The organism is Paenibacillus daejeonensis DSM 15491 (assembly GCF_000378385.1).
Taxonomy (GTDB): domain Bacteria; phylum Bacillota; class Bacilli; order Paenibacillales; family Paenibacillaceae; genus Paenibacillus_D; species Paenibacillus_D daejeonensis.
Window position 1 is genome coordinate 133,759 of record NZ_KB899670.1, and the last position, 21,515, is coordinate 155,273.

14 protein-coding genes are annotated in these 21,515 nt (G+C 56.9%); 12 read left to right on the forward strand and 2 right to left on the reverse strand.

The window, feature by feature from the left end; translation table 11 throughout:
• Positions 1-307: 307 nt before the first annotated feature.
• The gene (locus tag F556_RS0125450) at positions 308-3,616 is read left to right on the forward strand and encodes a DEAD/DEAH box helicase (RefSeq protein WP_020619835.1); all 3,309 of its coding nucleotides are present in this window, start codon (positions 308-310) and stop codon (positions 3,614-3,616) included.
• A gap of 74 nt (positions 3,617-3,690) precedes the next feature.
• Here the strand turns inward: F556_RS0125450 and F556_RS0125455 are convergent, their stop codons facing one another.
• A complete protein-coding gene (locus F556_RS0125455) occupies positions 3,691-4,893 on the reverse strand; it encodes a Bcr/CflA family multidrug efflux MFS transporter (RefSeq protein WP_020619836.1) in 1,203 nt (400 codons plus the stop codon).
• 326 nt (positions 4,894-5,219) lie between these two features.
• On the opposite strand from F556_RS0125455, the gene F556_RS0125460 reads away from it, so the two are divergent.
• Genes F556_RS0125460 through mnhG form a run of 7 tightly spaced genes read left to right on the forward strand, consistent with a single transcriptional unit; the run spans position 5,220 to position 11,073 of the window.
• Positions 5,220-7,616, forward strand: a complete 2,397-nt coding sequence (locus F556_RS0125460; RefSeq protein WP_020619837.1) for a Na+/H+ antiporter subunit A — start codon at positions 5,220-5,222, stop codon at positions 7,614-7,616.
• Positions 7,613-8,047: a Na(+)/H(+) antiporter subunit B gene (locus F556_RS0125465; protein WP_020619838.1), complete on the forward strand. Its 435-nt coding sequence runs from the start codon at positions 7,613-7,615 to the stop codon at positions 8,045-8,047. The genes F556_RS0125460 and F556_RS0125465 overlap by 4 nt, the downstream gene beginning before the upstream one ends.
• A complete protein-coding gene (locus tag F556_RS0125470; protein WP_020619839.1) occupies positions 8,047-8,385 on the forward strand; it encodes a Na(+)/H(+) antiporter subunit C in 339 nt (112 codons plus the stop codon). Before F556_RS0125465 ends, F556_RS0125470 begins: the two co-directional genes overlap by 1 nt.
• Positions 8,378-9,862, forward strand: coding sequence for a Na+/H+ antiporter subunit D (locus F556_RS0125475; RefSeq protein ID WP_020619840.1), 1,485 nt, complete (start codon positions 8,378-8,380; stop codon positions 9,860-9,862). Before F556_RS0125470 ends, F556_RS0125475 begins: the two co-directional genes overlap by 8 nt.
• Positions 9,863-9,868: 6 nt before the next feature.
• Positions 9,869-10,354: a Na+/H+ antiporter subunit E gene (locus F556_RS0125480; protein WP_020619841.1), complete on the forward strand. Its 486-nt coding sequence runs from the start codon at positions 9,869-9,871 to the stop codon at positions 10,352-10,354.
• The gene (locus F556_RS0125485) at positions 10,347-10,622 is read left to right on the forward strand and encodes a Na(+)/H(+) antiporter subunit F1 (protein ID WP_020619842.1); all 276 of its coding nucleotides are present in this window, start codon (positions 10,347-10,349) and stop codon (positions 10,620-10,622) included. Before F556_RS0125480 ends, F556_RS0125485 begins: the two co-directional genes overlap by 8 nt.
• Entirely contained in the window at positions 10,609-11,073 is a 465-nt protein-coding gene (mnhG, locus tag F556_RS35180; protein WP_020619843.1) for a monovalent cation/H(+) antiporter subunit G, read from the forward strand. The genes F556_RS0125485 and mnhG overlap by 14 nt, the downstream gene beginning before the upstream one ends.
• A 54-nt stretch (positions 11,074-11,127) precedes the next feature.
• On the opposite strand, the gene F556_RS0125495 is transcribed toward mnhG, so the two are convergent.
• Entirely contained in the window at positions 11,128-15,387 is a 4,260-nt protein-coding gene (locus tag F556_RS0125495; RefSeq protein WP_020619844.1) for a glycoside hydrolase family 9 protein, read from the reverse strand.
• A gap of 265 nt (positions 15,388-15,652) precedes the next feature.
• Here F556_RS0125495 and F556_RS0125500 point away from each other — a divergent pair, with 265 nt between their 5' ends.
• From F556_RS0125500 to F556_RS0125520, 4 genes are all read left to right on the forward strand, one after another.
• A complete protein-coding gene (locus F556_RS0125500) occupies positions 15,653-17,287 on the forward strand; it encodes a response regulator transcription factor (protein WP_020619845.1) in 1,635 nt (544 codons plus the stop codon).
• 14 nt (positions 17,288-17,301) lie between these two features.
• Complete coding sequence (locus F556_RS0125505) at positions 17,302-19,017, forward strand: sensor histidine kinase (protein WP_020619846.1); 1,716 nt, start codon at positions 17,302-17,304, stop codon at positions 19,015-19,017.
• Positions 19,018-19,568: 551 nt separating this feature from the next.
• Entirely contained in the window at positions 19,569-20,474 is a 906-nt protein-coding gene (locus F556_RS0125515; RefSeq protein WP_020619848.1) for an ABC transporter permease, read from the forward strand.
• Positions 20,475-20,519: 45 nt separating this feature from the next.
• Positions 20,520-21,431 (forward strand): carbohydrate ABC transporter permease, encoded by a 912-nt coding sequence (locus F556_RS0125520; protein WP_020619849.1) that lies wholly within the window; start codon positions 20,520-20,522, stop codon positions 21,429-21,431.
• Positions 21,432-21,515 lie beyond the last annotated feature (84 nt).

Genomic DNA, 21,515 nt, shown 5'->3' on the forward strand with positions numbered 1-21,515 from the left:
GGTAAAAGGTTACTTGGATCGGGCAAAAGTCGGTGGGTGCGCCAAACCAAGGGTAAAAGGTTACTTGAATCGGGCAAAAGTCGGTGGGTGCGCCAAACCAAGGGTAAAAGGTTACTTGGATCGGGCAAAAGTCGGTGGGTGCGCCAAACCAGGGGTAAAAGGTTACTTGAATCGGGCAAAAGCCGACGGGTGCGCCAAACCAGGGGTAAAATGTTACTTGAATTGCCCCTCTGCCATGACCACCCATCGGATGGGGGGAGCGAGTATGCTATAATGGCGTTACTTTGGAGAGAAGGGCGAGGAACGGATGAAGGTTCAGCTGACGATGCGCAATATTCAGTCCCTGTGCGGGCAGAGCGCACTCCGCAAGGGCGAGGCGCTGTGTCGGGCGGGCAAAGTGACCGTGGCGCTGATCGAAATGGATGAGGATTGGGTGGTTTATGAGGCGGCGGTGCAAGACCGCGGCAGCAGCCGGGTGAGGGTGGAATTACGGGCGGACGGTGCCGTGGCGGCCAGTTGCCCCTGTTCCATCCATTTTGCATTTGACCAATATTGCAAGCATGTTGCCGCCGCCCTGCGGCAGATTATGCTCATGCAGCAAGATGAAGATGAGACGCCACAATCACAGATACAGCCGAGAAGCAAGGAAGCCATAGCGGAATCCGGTGAGCTCCAGCTGGTCAGCCGGCTGCTGGATGCCTTCCGGTATGAGGCGCGAGCCGGCAGCGGCGAACGCGGATTAATTGAGACGCGCCGCCCCATCGCGGCGGAATTCCTCGTTGTGCCCTACACGCAGGGCAGCCGCAGTGGCCTACTGGGCGTCGAGCTTAAGGTGGGGGACGAGAGCCGTTACGTCGTCCCCGACCTGCGGGCGTTTCTGCGGCATTTCGAGCGGGGGGAAGCGTATGATTTTTCGCGGCACTTCACCTATGATCCGACGCTTCAGTGCTTCGGCCCCGCCGAGGATGAGGTGTTCCGGCAGCTGCTGGAGATCTGGCGCAGCGAGCGGCTCCAGCGGGAGGCGGCAGGCGCTTTGTACACCGGTGAGGTTGGCGATCCGAGGACGCTTCCCGTACCCCCGGCAGCCTGGGAGCTGCTGGGACCCAAGCTGGCCACTGCCTCGCATGCCAAACTAAAGAGCGGCGAGCGGCTCCATCCGCTTCGATGGGACGATGCACTTCCGATCCGGTTCGTGTTCGAGCAGACGCAGGAGGAGGGGTGCCAGCTGGTTGCCGATGGGCTGCGCGAGCTGCTGGTGCTGCCTTCGTACGGACTGGCAGTAGCGGAAGGCAAGCTTGTCCGGCTCCAGCCAGCCGCATGCCGCAGGTTGACAGAGCTGCAAGCTGTACTGAAGAGCAGCGGGGAAGCGGATGCCATTCGTGTGCCGCAACAGCAGATCGGTCCGTTCATGGAGCGGGTGATCCCGGGACTAATGCAGCTGGGCGAGGTGAGGATTGCCCAGACTATTAACGATCGCGTCATGCAGTCCAAGCTGGCTGCTCGGGTGTACCTGGACCGGGTGCGTGACCGGCTACTGGCCGGATTAGAATTCCAGTATGGCGATATTGTGATTCACCCGCTGGAGCAGCGTGAGGACCGGCGGGGCGAGGGCCGCATTTTAGTCCGCGAAGGCGAGCGGGAGGCGCAGATTCTGGAGCTGATGGCTTCGTCCGGATTTGTCAGCACAGAGGGCGGCTACATTATGCAGGATGAGGAGGCGGAGTATGAGTTCCTGTACCGGGTGGTTCCGCAGCTGGAGCAGCTGGCCCGGATCTATGCCACGTCAGCAGTCAAAGAGCGGCTGTTTGTAGAGCATCCACCGCCGCGAATTGAAGTCAAAGCCGATGAGCGGACGCATTGGTTGGAGTTCCGCTTCCGGATGGATGACATCCCCGAGGATCAGATCCGCGAAGTCATCCGGTCCCTAGTCGAAAAACGCAAATACCACCGCCTCCCGACAGGTGCGCTGATGCCGCTGGAGACGGAGGAGATGCAGCGCATCGTCCAGACGCTCAACGCGACGGGCCTACCACTCCCAGAGCTGAGCCAGCCGGTCTTCCGGCTGCCGCTCGTCAGGGGCATTCATCTCATGGAGAGCAGCGATGCCCAGTCAGACTCCCCACTTCGTATGGACAAGTCGCTGCGACTCTTGCTGGAGCATTTACGTCATCCTGACGCGCTGGACGTCGAGGTGCCGGAGACGGTCGAGCCCGTACTGCGGGATTATCAGGTGGAAGGGTATCGCTGGTTCAAAACGTTGGCTCACTATGGGCTTGGCGGCATTCTGGCCGATGATATGGGTCTTGGGAAAACGCTGCAGAGCATTGCGTATCTCGTCTCCGTCCTGCCACAGATTCGGGAGCATCGTCAACCTGCGCTCATCGTGGCACCGGCCTCGCTGATGTACAATTGGCTCAGCGAGCTGCGACGGTTTGCCCCAGAGCTGCGCGTCGTTGTTGCCGATGGCAGCCGCAGCGACCGGCATGGCCTGCTGGACCGTTCCAGCGAATATGACGCGGTTATTGTCTCGTACCCACTGCTGCGCCGGGATGCCGGACGATATGCAGAGCTGGGCTGGCATACACTAATTCTCGATGAAGCGCAGATGATCAAGAATGATACCACCCAGACAGCCAAGGCTGTTAAAGCCATCGCTGCACGGTATCGGTTTGCGCTGACCGGCACCCCGGTGGAGAACCGACTTGAAGAGCTATGGTCGATTATGGATGCGATTCTGCCAGGGTTGTTCCCGGAGCGCAAGGCATTCGGCGAACTAAGTCGTGAGACGGTAGCCCGGCTGATTCGGCCTTTCCTGCTTCGCCGGATGAAGCGAGAGGTACTCGGCGAGCTGCCGGAGAAGATCGAGTCCGTTCATGTGTCCGAGCTGCTGCCCGAACAGCGCAAGCATTACGCCGCATATCTGGCCAAGCTTCGGCATGATACGCTCAAGCATCTGGATGAGGAGGATTTTGCGAAGAGCCGCATCCGGATTCTGGCCGGTTTGACTCGGCTTCGCCAGCTCTGCTGTCATCCGGCCCTGTTCCTGGAGGATTATCAGGGCGGTTCTGCCAAGTTTGATCAGCTGCTGGAGATTGTTGAAGAGTGCGGACGCTCCGGTCGGCGACTGCTGGTGTTTTCACAGTTTACGGGGATGCTGGAGATGATTGCGCGGGAGCTTGGTTACCGGGGCGTGCCCTACTTCTATCTCGATGGCAATACGCCTGCAGCGGAACGGGTTGAGCTGTGCGACCGCTATAATGCAGGTGAGCGCGACGTGTTCTTGATTTCGCTTAAGGCCGGTGGCACCGGGCTGAACCTGACGGGCGCGGATACGGTGGTCCTCTACGATTTGTGGTGGAATCCGGCGGTGGAGCAGCAGGCAGAGGACCGGGCGCATCGGCTCGGGCAGAAACGTGTGGTGCAGGTCATTCGACTGGTGGCGCGGGGAACGGTGGAAGAGAAGATGTACGAGCTGCAGCAGAAGAAAAAAGCGCTCGTCGCCGAAATCATGGAACCCGGCGAGAACGCTTCAGGTGCTCTGACCGAGCAGGATGTCCGCGACCTGCTGGGGCTGGCGCAGAAGACAACCGTGCTCGGAGGAGAGCATCGTACCTAGGTGTGGAAAGGGACAACAGCGATCGTAAGTCCCCTTTCCTCGTAACGGCCATAGGAACGTTATTTCAGGAGCAATTAGTCCGCAGAGATGGAGCGGGAACCCGGTCTTGCCAGTCCATAGAAGGCGAATAGCGCCAGTAGACTGGTGCCGAAGATGACCGCGCCCATGGGCACTGCCGTTGACTCGCCAGCGATACCGACCAGCGGTGAGACCACCGAACCGAGGGCGAACGGGAGCAGGCCGAGCAGGGCCGACGCGCTGCCAGCAACGTGGCTTTTGGTAGCCATCGCCAAGGCGAAGGAAGAAGTGGCCACCATGCCGATGGAGCCGACGAAGAAGAACATCGGCACGACAATCATGAACAATGGACCGTGCAGCAGCACGGCTACCAGCATCAAGCCGCTGGAGACGCCGGCTATCATCAAGCCGGTCTTCATGAAGGTCAGCTCTGAGATACGGTGAGCCAGCCGGCCGACCATCTGGCTGCCGATGATGAGCCCGATGCCATTCATGCCGAACAGAATGCTGAACAACTGCGGCGAGGCGCCATAGATCGATTGATAGACAAATGGCGTACCTGCCACATAGGCGAATACCCCGGCAATCATCAGGCCCTGGGTCAGGGCGTACCCGGCAAACTCCCGGTCCCGCAGCAGGTCGCCGAAGTTGCGGAACGTCTGCCCGAGATTGGCTGGTACACGGCGTTCCTGCGGCAGCGTCTCCTCCAGGCGCAAGGTCACGACGATCAGGAGCAACAGGGCCAGCACGCTGAGCACCAGGAAGATGCCCTGCCAGTCAGTGTAGAGCAGCACCCCGCTGCCGAACATCGGCGCCAGAATCGGCACCAAATTGCCGACGAGCACGAGCAGCGAGAAATAGGTGGTTAGCTCTTTGCCGTGATAGACGTCACGCACGATTGCCCGTGAGATCACGATACCAGCAGATGCCGCGAGTCCCTGCAGGAAGCGGCCAGCGATAAACCATTCAATCGTCGGCGCGAAGGCGCAGGCGACGGATGCCAGCATATAGAAGAAAATAAAGAGGAGTACCGGCTTGCGTCGGCCCTTCACATCGCTGAGCGGTCCGGTAAACAATTGGCCCACGCCAAGTCCGAGCAAGCAGGCCGTCAAGCTGAACTGAACCAGCGAGGCGCTGGTGTCATAGTCTGTGGCCAGAGCCGGAAAGGCGGGCAGATACATATCAATCGTAAGCGGCCCGAGCGCGGACATCATGCCGAGCAGCAGGGCAAACCGGATCGGATGTGGATTTTTGGTCATGAGGTGCAGCAATCCTTCCACTTAAAACTCTATATATAAGAACAACGCATTAAGCAACTGTAACGAAATGAGTTACAAATGTCAATGGATATCGGAGACATTCCAGCGTGGGATGAGGTTTTACTCTTTACATCAATCGCTCCAGCGTGTATCATTAAGAAATGAGCAAAAAACAAACTGCATAATTGCATGACCGGAGGAGCCTGCCAACAGCGGGCTCTTTTTGTGTTTTTTTAGAGAAATAGGGGTATTCTATCGGATATTCCTATATGAGGAAGGAGGCTGCTTTCGTACCATTTATTTTGGAATAAGGGGGAGTTTCATCTGTGCTGTACTTAGCCATTTTAGCGCCTTTTTTCATCGCACTCTTGCTCCCTGTGCTGTTCAGATGGACACGTGCGAGACAGATTGGCTGGGGCTTGCTGCTGGTCCCGGCTGCGCTATTTGCGTATTTTGCGACTTACTTGCCTGCGATTGGACGGGGAGAGTCGATTTCCCGCGAGATGTCGTGGGTGCCTTCCCTGGGCATCTCCTTTGATATTTATGTGGATGGGCTCGGTCTGCTGTTTGCCCTTCTCATTACAGGCGTAGGCACATTGGTTGTTCTGTATTCGATTTTTTATTTGGATAAACGCAAGGAACAGCTGCATCATTTTTATTTTTATCTGCTCATGTTCATGGGTGCGATGCTTGGTATCGTGCTCTCGGATAATCTGATTATTCTCTATATCTTCTGGGAGCTGACCTCCCTGAGTTCATCTCTGCTGGTCGCCTTCTGGTATGATCGCGACCGTTCCATCTACGGTGCTCGCAAGTCGATGCTCATTACCGTATTCGGCGGCTTCGCCATGATGGCGGGTTTCATCCTGCTGTACATCGAAGCTGGGACCTTCAGCATCCAGGGGCTGATTGCCCAGGCAGACAGCCTGCTGGGTAGTCCGTTGTTCTATCCTGCCATGGTACTCGTACTGCTCGGTGCGTTCACCAAATCGGCGCAGTTCCCGTTCCATATCTGGCTGCCGGACGCAATGGAAGCCCCGACGCCAGTCAGTGCATATCTACACTCGGCTACGATGGTCAAAGCCGGCATTTACCTAGTGGCCCGCATGATCCCCGTCTTCGGGGCGTCGGAGGCCTGGTTCTGGATCCTGCTGCTGACCGGACTTGTTACCATGTGCTGGGGCTCCGTCTCGGCAATCAGGCAGCATGATCTTAAGGGGATTCTAGCCTTCTCCACGATCAGTCAGCTAGGCTTGCTGATGATGCTGCTTGGCATTGGTTCTGCGGCGATGTTCGTGGGGGGAGACGCCATGGAGAGTGTGTATGCCGCTGCCATAACGACGGCGATGGTGCATCTCGTCAACCATGCTACCTTCAAGGGCAGTCTGTTTATGATTGTCGGGATTATTGACCATGAGACGGGCACACGGGATATCCGGCGGCTCGGCGGCCTGATGACAGTCATGCCGATTGCCTTTACCGTGGCTTTGTTCGGACTGGCTGCAATGGCGGGTTTGCCGCCTTTTAACGGCTTTATTAGTAAAGAAATGTTCTTTACCGCAATGATCTCGTTGCAAGAGCTCTCTTGGGGTTCAGCGATGCTCTGGGTGCCCGTGATCGGTTGGCTGGCCAGTATTTTTACATTCGGATACTGTGCGCTGATGCTGTTCCGGACATTCACCGGCGAGTTCAAGCGTTTCAATTTTGATCAGGAAGTGCACGAGGCACCGATCGGCCTGTTGATCTCTCCAATTATCCTTGGCTCACTGGTCCTGCTACTTGGCTTGTTCCCGAACCTGATGGTGCCAAGCCTGATTGAACCGGCGGTGGCTTCGATTCTGCCGGCCCTGGATCCAGAGCTGTATTCCTTCCGGCTATATTTATGGCACGGCTTCAACATGGAACTATGGATGTCCATTGGCGTAATCGTCTTCGGGGTGCTCTTGTACAGAAGTCTGCCAGGGGTGTCCGGATGGTGGTTCTTCAGCCGTGAGCGCGATCCGCTTAATAAACTCTATGACGGCGGACTGGATGCACTAGCTGTTGGATCGGAGAAAGTGACTGGAATCCAGATGACCGGCAGACTCCGGGATTATCTGGCGTACATGCTTATTTTCATGATCGGATTGGCCACGTATGTGTTCTTCCGTTCCGACTCTCTCGTGGCGCCTTCGGCCATAGCAGGTGATGCGCCGCTTTATCTGTATGGCGTAGCCTTCCTGATGATTCTGGCAACCGTAGCGCTGCTGCGTATCAAGGACCGCATTTCGTTCATCATTGTGCTTGGTGTAATCGGCTTAATGGTGTCGCTGCTGTTTACCATCTTCAGCGGTCAGGATTTGGCGCTTACCCAGCTGCTGGTCGAGACCGTGACGGTCATCCTGCTGCTGCTCGCTTTCCGGCGCTTGCCAGAGATCACACCCGAGCGAATTCCGGTGTTCAGCCGGATTGTGAAGCTCGTGATTTCCAGCGCGGTAGCTATCGGTGTGTTTCTTGTCGGCGTCAGTGCCTTCCATTTCCGGAATGAGACAGGCTTCGCCTCGATTTCAGACTTTTTTAAAGAGAACACGTACGAGCTGGGTGGCGGCAAAAATATGGTTAACGTCATCCTGGTCGACTTCCGCGCCCTGGATACGCTGCTGGAAGTGCTCGTCCTGGGCATCGTTGGCCTTGCCATTATCATGCTGGTGAAGCACCGGTTCAAAGGGGGAGAGGACGTATGAGGTTCACCCGTGAACATGATGTAATGCAGCGGGTCTGGATTACCGTAGTCATCTGTCTGCTGCTGGCGTTTTCCTGGTATCTCTTCTTCGCCGGTCATAACCGGCCGGGCGGGGGCTTCATCGGCGGGCTTATGACCGCCAGTGCGATCGTCCTGATGTATATGTTTTTTGGCGCAAAAGAAGCGGGCCGCGTCATGCGTCTATCCTATCCTGTTGTCATTTCGCTTGGCCTGCTTGTGGCTGTCGTTGTCGGTATGATCGGATTGCTCGCCGGCGACGCGTTTTTTACCCAGTACTTTGACTATGTGACGCTGCCGCTGGTGGGGGAGATTGAGCTGACAACTGCAGTCCCATTTGACTTTGGCGTGTATCTGGTTGTCGTCGGCGCGACGATGGCGGCGATCGTCACGATATCGGAGGATGAGGACTAATGGAACTGCTGATGTTGATCGTTATTGCTGTCTTGTTCGGAGTCGGCACCTATTTGCTCCTCTCCCGAAGCTTGTTGAAGGTGGTGGCATCGCTAATGCTGCTATCGCATGGCGTCCATCTGCTCATTCTGACGATGTCCGGGCTTCGCGAAGGGGCGCCGCCCCTGCTGGACGAGAGTGGCACAGGCGCGACCGATCCGCTGCCGCAGGCGCTGATTCTGACGGCCATTGTCATCAGCTTCGGTCTGACGGCGTTCCTGATCGTGCTGGCCTACCGAACGTACAAAGCTCATGACACAGAAGATCTGGAGCAGCTGAGGGGGGAACCAAATGAGTAATAGTATCATGCTGCCGGTGCTGCTTCCCTTTATTACAGGTGCTGTACTGATTTTGTTTGTCAAAAGACCGATGCTGCAGCGAATAGTGGCAGGCCTGATGATGATCATATTAACGGGCTTCTCTTTATACTTGGCTGCAGACATCTACCAGAACGGTATGAAAACCTTGGCTGTGGGCGGCTGGCAGGCTCCCTTCGGCATTGTCCTAGCTGCTGACAATCTCGCGGCCATGATGGTTGTACTAACCTGTATCGTGGGACTGGTCTGTCTGTTTTATTCATTCGCAACGATTCATACCGAGCGGGAGCGCCATTATTATTATCCGTTCTATTTCTTTCTTATTACCGGGGTGAACGGTTCGTTCTTAACAGGTGACCTGTTTAACCTCTTCGTCTTCTTCGAGGTGATGCTGCTGGCCTCCTACGCGCTCATGGTGATTGGGGGAACCAAGTATCAGCTTCGGGAGACGATGAAATATGCGGTCATTAATGTGTTCTCTTCCTTGCTCTTTCTGGTCGCCATTGCCTATCTGTACAGCGTCGCCGGTACGGTGAATATGGCCCATCTGGCCCAGCGGGTAGGGGAGCTGGAGCAGACAGGCATTCTGCAGGTCATCGCGATCCTGTTCTTTCTCGTCTTCGGGATCAAGGGAGCATTGTTTCCGTTATATTTCTGGCTGCCGCGCTCCTATTATGGACCTCCGGCGGTTATTACAGCCCTCTTCGGTGGGCTTCTGACCAAGGTTGGCGTGTATGCCATGATTCGCGTATTTACGCTGATCTTCAATCACGATATTGCGTTTACCCATCATATTCTGATTGCGGCGGCAGCCGGGTTGACGATGCTGCTCGGGGTTTTGGGTGCGGTGTCCAAATACGATTTCAAAAAAATCCTGGCCTACCACATTATCAGTCAGTTGGGCTACATGATTATGGGCCTGGGGCTATTCACCAAGCTGGCGCTGGCCGGGGCCATCTATTATATGGCCCATCATATTATCATCAAGACAGGACTGCTGCTGATGGCCGGAGCGGCTCAGAAGGTGACAGGAACGACGGATCTGAAAAAGATGGGCGGGCTGCTGCGGACGCATCCCTACATGGCCTGGTTCTTCCTGATTCTGGCCCTGTCCATTGCTGGCATTCCGCCGCTGAGCGGCTTCTTCGGCAAGTTCCCGCTAATCGTTGCAGCGTTCCAGGAGCAGAGCTATGTCATTGCGATTGTCGCACTGGTCGTCGGTTTACTGACGCTCATCTCCATGATGAAAATCTTCATGTACGCCTTCTGGGGTCAGCAGAAGCATACGGGAGATCAGGCCCAGGTGCGGGTGGGCAAGCTGCTGGCTCCGGCAAGCGTGCTGGTGATCCTGACGATTGCTCTGGGCTTTGGCGCTCAGCCGTTCTTCACCTATGCCGAGACCGTCGCCGAGGAGCTGCTTAATCCTGCAGGCTACATCCAAACTGTGTTAAAGGAGTAGAGGCCCATGCTGTATCAGATTGTATTGAACCTGGGTATCACCGCCGCGTGGATGCTGCTCAGCAACAGCTTTGGCACAGGTAGCGCCCTGATGGGGTATCTGGCAGGCTTGCTGGTGGTCATGGTGGTGGTAAGATGGCGCGGGCACAAGCTGTATCTTCGCCGCGTCTGGGCAGCCTGGCTGCTGCTGGTGGTCTTGATTCGCGAGATGGCAGTTGCTAACTGGGTCGTGATGAAAATCGTGCTGCGCCCGAATCTGAACATTGAGCCTGCCATTCTGGAGGTGCCGACGCGTCTGAAGTCTTCGCTGGAGCGTGCGCTGTTCGCGGCATGCATCACGCTGACGCCAGGCTCACTGTCCATGGAGTTCTCACGGGAAGGCGACCGGATATTCGTGCATTATCTGGATGTTCGTCACCGGCAAGCTGCCATTATGGAAGTGAAAGATACGTTCGAGAAGCGGATCCTGGAGGTGACGCGAGGCCATGCTTAACACCATTCTGACAGGTGTGCTCATGATGATTGTGCTGTCGGCGCTGCTGTGCTGTTACCGTGTTTTTGCCGGACCTACGCTGCCTGATCGTGTGGCTGCGCTGGATACGCTGGGCATGCTATTGATTGGCTTTATAGGAATTCTTATGATCATCCAGGACACAACGGCTTACACCGAGATTATTCTGGTCGTCGGCTTGCTGGCTTTTGCCGGATCGGCGGCGCTGGCGATCTTCCTGGAGAGGGGGGATTTGTTTGAGCGCGACTGAATGGTTGATTGCCGTACTGGCTGTGATCGGCGGCTTGTTCAGCATCGTGGCTGCGATTGGCCTGATTCGGCTGCCGGATGTCTATTCCCGGCTGCATGCGACCGGCAAGAGCTCAGTTACCGCCGTTGTCTTTCTAATGGGAGCGTCATTTATTTACTTTGCCTACAGCCATGGCTGGGCCGTCTGGAAGCTGCTGCTCGTTATTATATTCGTGGCATTGACGACGCCCGTCGCTGCCCTGATGATCGCACGATCGGCTTACAGGACCCGGGTTCCGCTTGACAAGCGCACGCATCATGATGATCTCGAGTCGTATTACGACTCGCTTGCGAGGGAGGCACAGCGCAAGCAGGCGGCGCATTCGCCGCAGCAAGGCAAGTCCCGAGCAGACAAAAGAGGGACAGCCGATGCGGAGAACCGCAGCGGCCGCACACCTCAGACTAATAGATAAGAATAAGAGCAGGCCCTGCAGTGGAGGAGACTATCCGCTGCAGGGCCTCTTACTTTAGCTGTTTAATTCCGTGACCACGATATCATCGAAAAACGCTTTGGTATTGGCGTAGACCCGAAGACCGATGGAGCCGGTGGCATGGGTGCTGTCCGTAGCGCTTACCTGCAGCACGTCATCCTGGTACACCTCAATGGAGTCGCCCTCGACCACGATTTTGTACGCATAGAAGGTGTCCCCAGCAATGCTCGGGTTCGCATAAGCAAGGGTCGTCCGGACCCCGCCAACGTTGCGCACCAGCTCCAGCTTGCGGCCGCTGCGATCATTGTTTTTGAGGTAAAGAATGTACCCGTTGTCCGCATCGGTGTGACGGAAGACCAGTCCCGCGTCCTTGTTGCCACCGGCATTATTGGTAATGCTGACGCGGGCTTCGTAGGTGTAGTCGCTCCACGTGCCATCCCCTGCGAGAGCCAGTGAGATGCCGCTGCCAGCCTGGCCCGCATAGGCGCCGTCCTGGATGCTCCAGGTGCCGCTGGTTGTTGTCCAGGCACCGTCGCCAGCGCTGAAGTCATCAGCGAATAGCACGACTGTCCCAGGCTCCGGTTCAGGCTCGCCATCTCCGTCAGCGCTGACCGTCAGGCTGGCCGGTAGGGTAGCGACAGCATCCGAGGTGGTATCTGTGGTCTGGAAGGTGTACGTATGCATGCCTTGCGGCAGTTTTGTCGTCAGGGCATAGCTCTTGCCATCGGCATAATTCGTATCACCTGGATCGGCAGCACTCATCCGATGCAAGACGCCGCCCACATTCAATTCAACCGCATAGGGGGCTTCATTGTCAGCATCCGTGTACGTCACAGCGAAGGTATAGTCCGTTTCTGCATCACCGGTGGCTGGCGTTACCGTGCCATCGGACAGCACAGGCGCGCTTCCGCTGGCTGCGTTGACTGCCCGAATGTCATCAATGAGCAGCTCGCCATACGTTCCGGTTGACTGGTTCAGCCACACGGACAGCTTGGAGGTCTTCTTGTTGACCGGATGCGCCAATGCATTCAGATCAAACTGCAGGTCCGTCCAGGTGTCGGGCACTGGTACCCAACCGCCGGTCAGGTTGTGCGTGCGGGTGCCATCCGATAGCTCGACACGCATGCGCAGGTCGGAGTAGCCCGGGTTTTTGGCGGTGAGACGGATATAGCGGTAGCCCGAGAAGTCGGCGGTGTCATGCCACGGTTGAAACTTTGCATTCGAGGTTGCGGAGCCCGGTGTTTGCGTGAAGCGCCCCACGGTACGACCGTCAACCGTCTCCTTGGCAAACGTGGCACTGCCGCCATTTTGCGTATACCAGTTGACCCACTGATTGTTGCCGCCAACGGTGCCCCACCAGCCACCGCCGCCCATGTCGTCATAGACAAGAGGCGAGGAGGGTCCTGGCAGCGGCGGTGCGACGGTATACTGCACGGAGCTATAGGTATAGCGGCCTGCGCTATCCCGGGCCCGTACCTCGACACGTTTGTTGGTGTATGCGGCAGTCGCTGATTCGTCGACAACCGCGGTATAGACGTCACCCTCCAGTGTCATGGGGGTATAAGCCGCTCCTGGCGTAAAGAAAGCATAATCGCTTAATCCGGCGACAACAGGCACCTGTACAGTAACTTGCCCCCGCACATAGTCGCCGAAGCCCGGCGTGAGAATCGGCAGCGCGGTCGGCGGCGTGCCAGGTGTTGAGGTCGAGGTGTCGGCTGCGCTCAATGCCATGATGGTATACAGCAAGCCGGCTTGAATACTGATGCTAAACTCGTTGTAACGCCATTGGTTAATACTGTCGGCGTACATCGAACGGTCTTCATACCAAGGACTGACACTTTGCCGGTTCGCCGGATCCTTCATATTGGGACCGCTGACCATGGCGCCCGGAAGCACGATGCCCTGGCCACCGGCGGTGTTGGCCTCTTCATCATAACGCGTATGCAGGAAGCGGGTGTAGTCGGTTCCGATGCCGGACACCCAACTGATATTCCACGGATTTTGGCCGAATATCCAATACAATCCGCGATGAATGGCTTCTAGCACGGTCTCGTCCCCGAACAGCTCATAGTAGCGCATCAGATCACCGAGGTACGAAACATGGGGCTCGTTAACCCCGAAGTTGCCAAAACGGTTCAGTACGCCATAGGGCGTATCGTCGGCCAGCGAAAGGAAATAGTCCACCTGCTGTCTCAGCAAATCCTGAATATGGGCTTGGGTGGTACTATCGGCTTGGGGATAGAGCTCGGCCATCGACATCGGTCGCATATCCCAGTAGTTTGTGGATGCCAGATCCGCCAGCGTCAGACTATTAATCTGGGTAGAGGCGGCGTCCCGGTAATCCGTGTCACCGGTGAGCAGGTAGAGCTGGACCTCGGCGAGCAGCCGAGAGTTCGCAATACCGCCCTGCGTGCTGTAGCTGCCGATGGGGGCGGTTGGATTGGCCAGCACATAATCATAGAATACAAGCGCTGCTTCCTCACTTGCTTGGGCAAAAGCCTCCATCTCCGTTGCCAAGCTGGCAGGAATGTCGCCATTGACAATGGCGATCCGGATCGCCCGTGCGGTTGCGGCGAGCGTGCCAGAGGATTTGGCCGAGCCGCCGACGCCGGGATCGGTCAGCCGCCGGTCGTCGGCGGTACCGGGGATGTTGTCGGTCGCTTTGTGCGGATGTACGAAGCTGGCATTGTTGCGAAGATTGAACATTGCACCGTCCAGCTGATCGGCGAACTTGATCAGGTATTCGCTGCCGAAGACCGCCTCGTCGATCAGATCCGGGATGCCGTTGCCATCCAGGTCGTAGCTGACAGCCGCATCACCGGCATGCCTAATGTAGGCCAGTGCAATCTGGGCCCCGACCCATTGATTGCCGCCGTATTTGCCATAGTCGCCTGCATCGTACCAGCTGCCAGTCAGATCGTAATGCTGAGATCCGTCGGTAGAAGCCGCGTCATCCAGATGACCGGCCGGGTGGTACAGCTTGGCTGAGGGGGCTGCCGTGCTGTAGCCTGCCGGATAAGCATCCTCCGTAGCGACACCGGAGCGCAACAGACGGTAGAAGGCTGTCATCTCGTCGCGGTAGTTGTCCCATACATTGCTCTGGATGGGAAAGGCATACGAGGAGATGCCATTGCTGACCACTGTGAAGCTGCCGCTCGCGGAGGAAAGCGCCGAGAAGTCGGCAGTGTAGACATGCTTGTCCCAGACGATGCCCTGATAATTCAAGGTACCGGTATGGACGGCCGTGCCGCCGCTGCGCACCTCATAGCTCTCATCGGTGAGCGGCTGGGACGCGATCACTTGGGCGGTCTTCAGGTCGCCGGCGTTGTAGCCGGCCTGACTGACGACGACATCAATGGTCTGCTCGGCGTGAATAACGGTGAGACCTGGCTGTATCGTTGTCTGATCGCCATCTGAAGTGGTGTCGGTGGTGCGGAAGTAGTACGCATGTCCGCCAGGCGGCAGCTGCGTGGTGTAGGTGTAAGCTTTGCCATCGGTATAGTCCAGATCACCAGGGTCCGCTTCTCTCATGGGATAGGGAGTGTCATTAATAACGACTTGTATGGCATAAGGAGGTTCATTGTCTGCGTCGGTATAGGTAGCATGGAAGGAGAAGTTCGTATTCTGCGTGTAGGCGCCGCTGGTGTTTGCGGTGACGCCGTAATCCGAGAGGACGGGCGCTGAGCCGCTCTGCGCGGTAGTTGCGGTAAGCTCGTCGACGAGAATCTCGCCGTATGCGCCGCCGGTTTGGCGCAGCCAAATCTCGAAGCGGATTTTCTTCTTGTCGAGTGCGGGAGAGAGGGTATCGAGGTCCAGGGTCAGGGTGGTCCAGTCCTCGTCTACAGCAACCCAGCCATCCGTCAAGTTGACGCTGCGGGTCCCGTCCTGTACCGCAACTCGCAACCGGGCATCCGGGTAATCGGGATTGCTCAATGTGATGTTGACATAGCGGTAACCCGAGAGATCAACCTGCTCATTCCACGGTTGGAACTTGGCCCATGACGAGGCGGTAGCGGGCGTCTGACTGAACACGCCTACGCTGCGTCCATCTGCCGTTGTTCGCGAGAATGCGCCGGTGCCGCCGGCCTGATTGAACCAGTTCATCCAGTTTTGCTTGAATACACCGCCGCCCCCGAAATCATCATAGATCAGCGGTGTGCCTGGTCCAGGCAAGGGGGGCGCGGCCGCAGCGACGGGCACAGGGGAGATGGCAAGCACCTGCAGAAGCAGCAGAGCACTGAGTCCTGCGCAGAGCATCCGCCTGACACTTGTCCATCCGGAAACACATGACAGCATAAAGATCCTCCTTCACAATTTGTATTCGCTTACAAAACTGATCATAGAGGATCGTCTGAGGCGCGGCGATGATCTATCCCGAGCAATCTGTGATGTATTCTCGTTACCTTGGCAATACATCACAATCGTCGCAGAAAACATCATCCTGGCTTATGGCCAGTGTAGTATACTGAAGCTATGAAACCGACCGGACCGGTGAAGTTCGTGCACTTCACAGAGGATGGATATGTAAGCGGTTAATTTATTTGGGTAACGGAGGCTGGCTATGTATAAAATTCTGGTCGTCGATGATGAGCCCCGCGTTAGTATGGGTATCAAAAAGGTGCTTCTGGAATCGAGCCTGCAGATTAGCCATGTCGAGACCGCGTGCAACGGATTTGAAGCCATCGATTATTTGCGCATGGACACGTACGATCTGCTGCTGACAGATATCCAGATGAGCCGGATGAACGGGCTTGAGCTAATGGAGACGATCTATCTCGAGCAGCCGCAGCTGCCTATCATCGTGATTTCAGCGCATGAGAAGTTTGATTTTGCCAAGAAGTCGATTCAACTGGGGGCTCGGGACTATCTGGTCAAGCCGGTAGAGCTGGAGGAGATGCTACGTGTCGTGGGCCAGGTGCTGCAGGAGCGGGGAGAGGCCGGAAGCCGTTCGCTGGAGCTGACCAGACGAGCTGGCGAAGCGCCCCGGCGCGATCGGCATCATGAATGGCTGTTGGAGCTGATGACGGAGCAGCATGTGAGCGGGCGGGATTACGAGGAGCTGACAAGTGAGCTGAGTCGATTATTGGAGGGAGAGCCGTTCGGCATTGTCTCCGTCCGACTTGATCTGAGTCACGCCGGCTTCAGCAGCCGTGGCATCTCGCTGGCGGACCGCAAGCTGTTCAAGTATGCCGCCATGAATATTGTAGAGGAAAGTCTGTATGAATGGCAGGGGCTAACCTTGAGCGGTCTCGGCAATACGCTCATTGGCTTGATCCGCCTCAGCGACCAGACGGTCTCCGGACAACGGCTCGATACGCAGTCGCAGCTGCATCTGATTGGACAGATGATTATGATGAATATGAAGCAGTATCTCAATATTGAAGCCATTGTCGGCATCAGCACACTGCACCGCGACTTGCCCATGCTGCCCAAGCTCCTGGAAGAGGCCAATGCCGCTGTCGAGTGGTGGCGCCTGCACCCGGGTCAAAAGGTATTCTATTACGAGGATGTGCTGGAGCGGGAGAACAGTGGCATCTCGGCCTGGATCGTCCAGGTAGGGGATTTCATGGAGGCACTCAAGACCGGACTAGGGACAGGGGAAGCCGCCGATCCTTCGCCGCTTCTCTCAACGCTTGCTGAGCAACTGCCGGCGGAGGAGCTGTTCAACAGCTGCTTCGGTATGCTGGTCTACCGTCTGTATGGCTGGCTGCTGGAGAATGGGCTGGACGGAGGCTTGTCGCTGCAGCGTTTCGATCCGTCGGTCTATTTCCGCTCGTCGGAGGGCCGCGATCGGCTGGGTCGGTTGCCGGAGTACATTCGTGAAGCAACAGAGATGGCCCGCATGCTCGCCAAGGAGCGGGATCAGACGATCCTCTCCCGCATTACGGGCTACATCCGCCAGCACTTCCGCAATCCTGCGCTGAAGATTCAGGACATCGCCAGTGAAGTGCATTTCAGCACGGCGTACTTAAGCGCGCTTTTCAAACGGGAGACCGGCAAGAACGTCTGGGATTATGTGACGGAGCAACGGATTGAGGAGGCCCGCCGGCTGCTGACGGGCACCGACAAGAAGCGGTATGAGATCGCCTATGAGGTCGGCTATGAATCGCCGGAGCATTTTAGCCGGATGTTCAAGCGCTATGCTGGTCTCAGTCCCGCCGATTTCCGCAAGGAGGAACGGAGGGGAGCGGACTGAGGCTCAAGTACAAAGTGACGCTGGCGTTTCTGCTGTTCATTGTGGGGCCGTTCCTGATCGTCGGCTGGATTTCGGCTTATACCGCCTCGAACGCCATGAAGGATGAGCTTGGCCGGACAACCCAGCAGCTAGTGCGGCAGAATCATCTGACGCTGGAGAAGACGCTCTCTCTGGTCAACGACAAGACGGTGACGCTGCTGGACAATTACTTCTTTAGCGACAGCCGGAATTACGCCTTCTGGACCGGGATCCGGACGCTCGGTCAGATGCTGGAGGCGGATGCGATACTGGAGCGCTGGTCCAGCGACGGCACCGAATATACACTCTATATGCATAACCGCTCCGGCCTGCCGCCGCCGATGGATTTGTCGTACAAGACCAGAGGCTTCAAGTATATGGATGAGCGAGGGGAGGTTGTCCCTGAATGGGCGTCCGAGGTCATGGCGGAGGGCGGACGGGGCACGCTGCGCGTGGTTCCAGATGCCAATGGCAACGAGACGGTCAGCTACATGCGCAGCATACTTAATCCGGATGCTTACGATGACACGCTGGGGCTGCTGGTTGTCTCGAGGCTGGAGGTGCTGCTGACGCGCGATCTGGTCTCGGTCAAGCTCCAGGACCACGCGAATATTTATCTGTATAACGAGCGGGGCGAGCAACTGATGCACAGCGGCGAGGCAGATGCGCCAATCGTGGATCCCGCCTCGCTGCCGCCTGGCCAGGAGGGATATTATTTCAATGCCAAGGGCGGCACCGAGTGGCTGTATGCGTACTCTCGCAGCTCGTTGTTCGGTACGAGTCTGATCTACCGGATTCCCGTTGAGACGCTGGCGGGCAGTCAGGGTAATTTTCAGGTGACGATGATGGTGGTATCGGCGATCTATCTGGCGCTGGTGCTGTTCTTCGTGCTGGTGCTGCTGCGGGTGGTGGTCAAGCCGTTGTCCCAGCTCGTGGCCTGGACCAAAATTTACGAGCCGGGCAAGCAGCTGGAGCCCGCGGAGCAGCCGCCCCGCGCGGATGAGCTGGGCATTCTGCATGGGGCGTTCCTCAAGATGATGAGGCGGCTGGATAGCACCTTTGAAGAGAACTACCTCATGAAGATCAAGCAAAAAGAAAACGAACTCTCAACGCTACATTCGCAGATTACGCCGCACCTGCTCTACAACACGCTCGATTCGATTTACTGGTACGCGCTGGAGAGCGGCAACACCGACGTCGGCGAGATGGTCAAGGACCTCTCCAAGCTGCTGCGGATCGGACTCAGCAAGGGCAAGACCATCATTACGGTCGCTGAAGAGATTGAGCATGTGCAGGCGTATAGCCGGCTCCAGGCCAAGCGTTATCCGGATACGTTCGAGGCGTATTGGGATATTGAAGCGGAGACGCTGGCTTATGAGATGCCCAAGGTCATCCTCCAGCCGCTCATGGAGAACGCGATCTTCCACGGGGTCAGCCATATGGACGGTGAAGGCTGCATCTGGGTGCGCGTCGCGCTGGAAGGCGAGGACCTCTGCGTGCGAGTGGAGGACAACGGCTTTCTCCCGGTCGACCTGGAGCGGCTGACGGCCATTCTCTCCGGTTCCGACAGTGAGCGCGGCTATGGCATTCGCAATGTGCATCAGCGGATTCAGCTGCATTACGGCGAGAGCTACGGCCTGAGCTACAGCCACCGCGAGGGCGGGGGGCTGAAGGCCATGGTTCGTCTCCCGGCGCGGAAGGCGGAGTCGTGAGCGAGCATGGTTGCAGGGGGGAGTAGTGGGAGGTAGCCTCGGTTGCAGGCGGCATGGATTGAGGCGTTATGGAACAGGCGGGCGCTGCTCGGCAGGACATGGATGTGGAGAGAGAAGGGCGGGCCCGATGCGGGCAGCTCCCTTTTTCTCGCTGGGGCGCCATTGCCACACATTTGCGCGCTATAACACACCTTTCTTCCTCTAAATGCTCGCACTCCCGCCACGCGCCTACTGCAGCACACCTTTCTTCCTCTGTTTGCTCACATTCTCTCCACGCGCCTACTGCAGCACACCTTTCTTCCTCTGTTTGCTCACATTCCCTCCACGCGCCCACAGTAGCACACCTTTCTTCCTCTAATTGCTCGCATCCCCGCCACGTGCCCACAGTAGCGCACCATTCTTCCTCTGCAGGCGCCCCCGATGCCGCCTAATTCTCGCTGTCGTACCCCATCACTATACGTCACACTTGCACAGGAATAGATCATCGCTATCGGAGGGGGGCGGTCCTATACTTGAACTATACCCGGTCGAGAGGAAAGGAAGGCTGCGTGATGCGACTTTTTTTGAAATATCGTTATTTGACCTTGATGCTGGTGCCCTCGGCTTTGATCATCCTGGTGCACAGCTATCTGCCGATGTTCGGCGTGTTCATTGCCTTCAAGAACATCAACTATATTGATGGTATCTGGGGGAGTCCGTGGGTCGGCACCGACAATTTCAACTTCCTGTTTACCTCGGGCTCGCTCTGGCGCATCACGCGCAACACGGTGCTTTACAGTCTGGTGTTCATGATCGTCAATCTGCTGCTGTCGGTAGGAATCGCAGTGGCGATCAATGAGCTGCGGGGCCGATTGCTGGCGAAGGGCTATCAGAGCTTCATCATTATGCCGCATTTTCTGTCCATGGTGGTCGTCAGCTACCTGGTGTATGCCTTTCTGCATCCCGAGCATGGTCTGATCAATGCGTTCGTGCTGGAGGGACTGGGCAAGGACCCCGTGTACTGGTATACCGAAAAATCGTTCTGGCCGTACATTCTCGTGCTGGTCAACGCCTGGAAAGGCATCGGCATCGGCGCGGTCATCTATATTGCGGCGATTGCCGGCATTGATCCGGAGTATTACGAAGCAGCGGTCATCGACGGCGCATCCAAATGGAAGCAGCTGCTGCATATCACGCTGCCGTCCATCCAGCCCGTCATCATCATCATGACCATTCTCTCGATGGGGAGTATCTTTAGCGCCGACTTCGGCTTGTTCTACCAGGTGCCGCTGGACTCCGGCGCGCTCTATCCGGTGACGGACGTGGTCGATACTTACGTCTACCGGGCGCTCATGAAGATGAATGACATCGGCATGTCCTCCGCTGCGGCGCTCGTTCAGGCGGTTGTCGGCTTCATCATGGTGCTGGCCACCAACGCGACGGTTCGGCGCATCAACCGCGAGCAGGCACTCTTTTGACCCGAACTGCCAGCTGCAAGTCCATATCCAGAAGAGGTGATCCCTATGAGTAGCCGTGTCTCGCGCCGGGACAACAGCATTGCGATGCTGCCGAATACCATCCTTCATACGCTGTTTGTCCTGCTGTCCCTGGCTTGTGTGTTGCCGGTCGTGCTGGTCACGATCGTTTCCTTTACCGATGGCGATTCTATCCTGAACAAAGGCTACAGCTTCTTTCCCGAGAAGTTCTCGCTCATCGCCTACACGTCCATCTTCAAAGACTACGGCATGATTCTGGGTGGCTACACGGTGAGTATCCTGCTCACGATTGTGGGCACTGTGGCCAGTGTCATCTTGATGGCGCTGTATGCGTATCCGATCTCGCGCAGCGATTATCCGTACCGGAATTTCTTCACCTTCTTTTTGTTCTTCACCATGCTGTTCAATGGCGGACTCGTGAGCCGCTATCTCGTCTATACCCAATTACTTGGACTGCGGGATTCATACATTGCACTGCTACTGCCGCTGCTGATCATTCCGTTCAACGTCATCATCATGCGGACCTTCTTCCAGACGACCATCCACCCGGCGCTCATTGAGTCCGCCCGGATCGACGGAGCTGGCGAGTTGCGCATTTTCTTCCGGATCGTGCTGCCGTTATCGCTGCCCGTGCTGGCGACGATGGGACTGTTCAGCACCATTAACTATTGGAACGACTGGTTTAACGCGCTGCTGTTCATCAACAGCGAACACAAATATCCGCTGCAATACTTGATGATGCGGGTGCTCAGCGATGTCCAGTTCCTCCGGAGCAACGTCGAGCTGGCGGCACAAAATCCGGAGCTGCTGCGCAACCTGCCCAACGAATCGCTGCAGATGGCGATGGCGGTCATCGGCATGGGGCCAATCCTGCTGGTGTACCCGTTCTTCCAGAAGTATTTTGTCAAAGGTCTGACTATTGGCGCCGTGAAGGGCTAATGCTTTGCGAATACCGTTAGAGCCTCTTCGGCCTGCAGGGGACGGAGTGTTCTATATAGAACTTACATGTACAGGAGGGTTCAC

What these genes read in the sequence shown, in the direction of transcription:
- F556_RS0125450 (WP_020619835.1), top strand. Translation starts at nt 308, where the DNA reads ATGAAGGTTCAGCTGACGATGCGCAATATTCAGTCCCTGTGCGGGCAG.
- F556_RS0125455 (WP_020619836.1), bottom strand. Translation starts at nt 4,893, where the DNA reads ATGACCAAAAATCCACATCCGATCCGGTTTGCCCTGCTGCTCGGCATG.
- F556_RS0125465 (WP_020619838.1), top strand. Translation starts at nt 7,613, where the DNA reads ATGAGGTTCACCCGTGAACATGATGTAATGCAGCGGGTCTGGATTACC.
- F556_RS0125470 (WP_020619839.1), top strand. Translation starts at nt 8,047, where the DNA reads ATGGAACTGCTGATGTTGATCGTTATTGCTGTCTTGTTCGGAGTCGGC.
- F556_RS0125475 (WP_020619840.1), top strand. Translation starts at nt 8,378, where the DNA reads ATGAGTAATAGTATCATGCTGCCGGTGCTGCTTCCCTTTATTACAGGT.
- F556_RS0125480 (WP_020619841.1), top strand. Translation starts at nt 9,869, where the DNA reads ATGCTGTATCAGATTGTATTGAACCTGGGTATCACCGCCGCGTGGATG.
- F556_RS0125485 (WP_020619842.1), top strand. Translation starts at nt 10,347, where the DNA reads ATGCTTAACACCATTCTGACAGGTGTGCTCATGATGATTGTGCTGTCG.
- F556_RS0125495 (WP_020619844.1), bottom strand. Translation starts at nt 15,387, where the DNA reads ATGCTGTCATGTGTTTCCGGATGGACAAGTGTCAGGCGGATGCTCTGC.
- F556_RS0125500 (WP_020619845.1), top strand. Translation starts at nt 15,653, where the DNA reads ATGTATAAAATTCTGGTCGTCGATGATGAGCCCCGCGTTAGTATGGGT.
- F556_RS0125515 (WP_020619848.1), top strand. Translation starts at nt 19,569, where the DNA reads ATGCGACTTTTTTTGAAATATCGTTATTTGACCTTGATGCTGGTGCCC.
- F556_RS0125520 (WP_020619849.1), top strand. Translation starts at nt 20,520, where the DNA reads ATGAGTAGCCGTGTCTCGCGCCGGGACAACAGCATTGCGATGCTGCCG.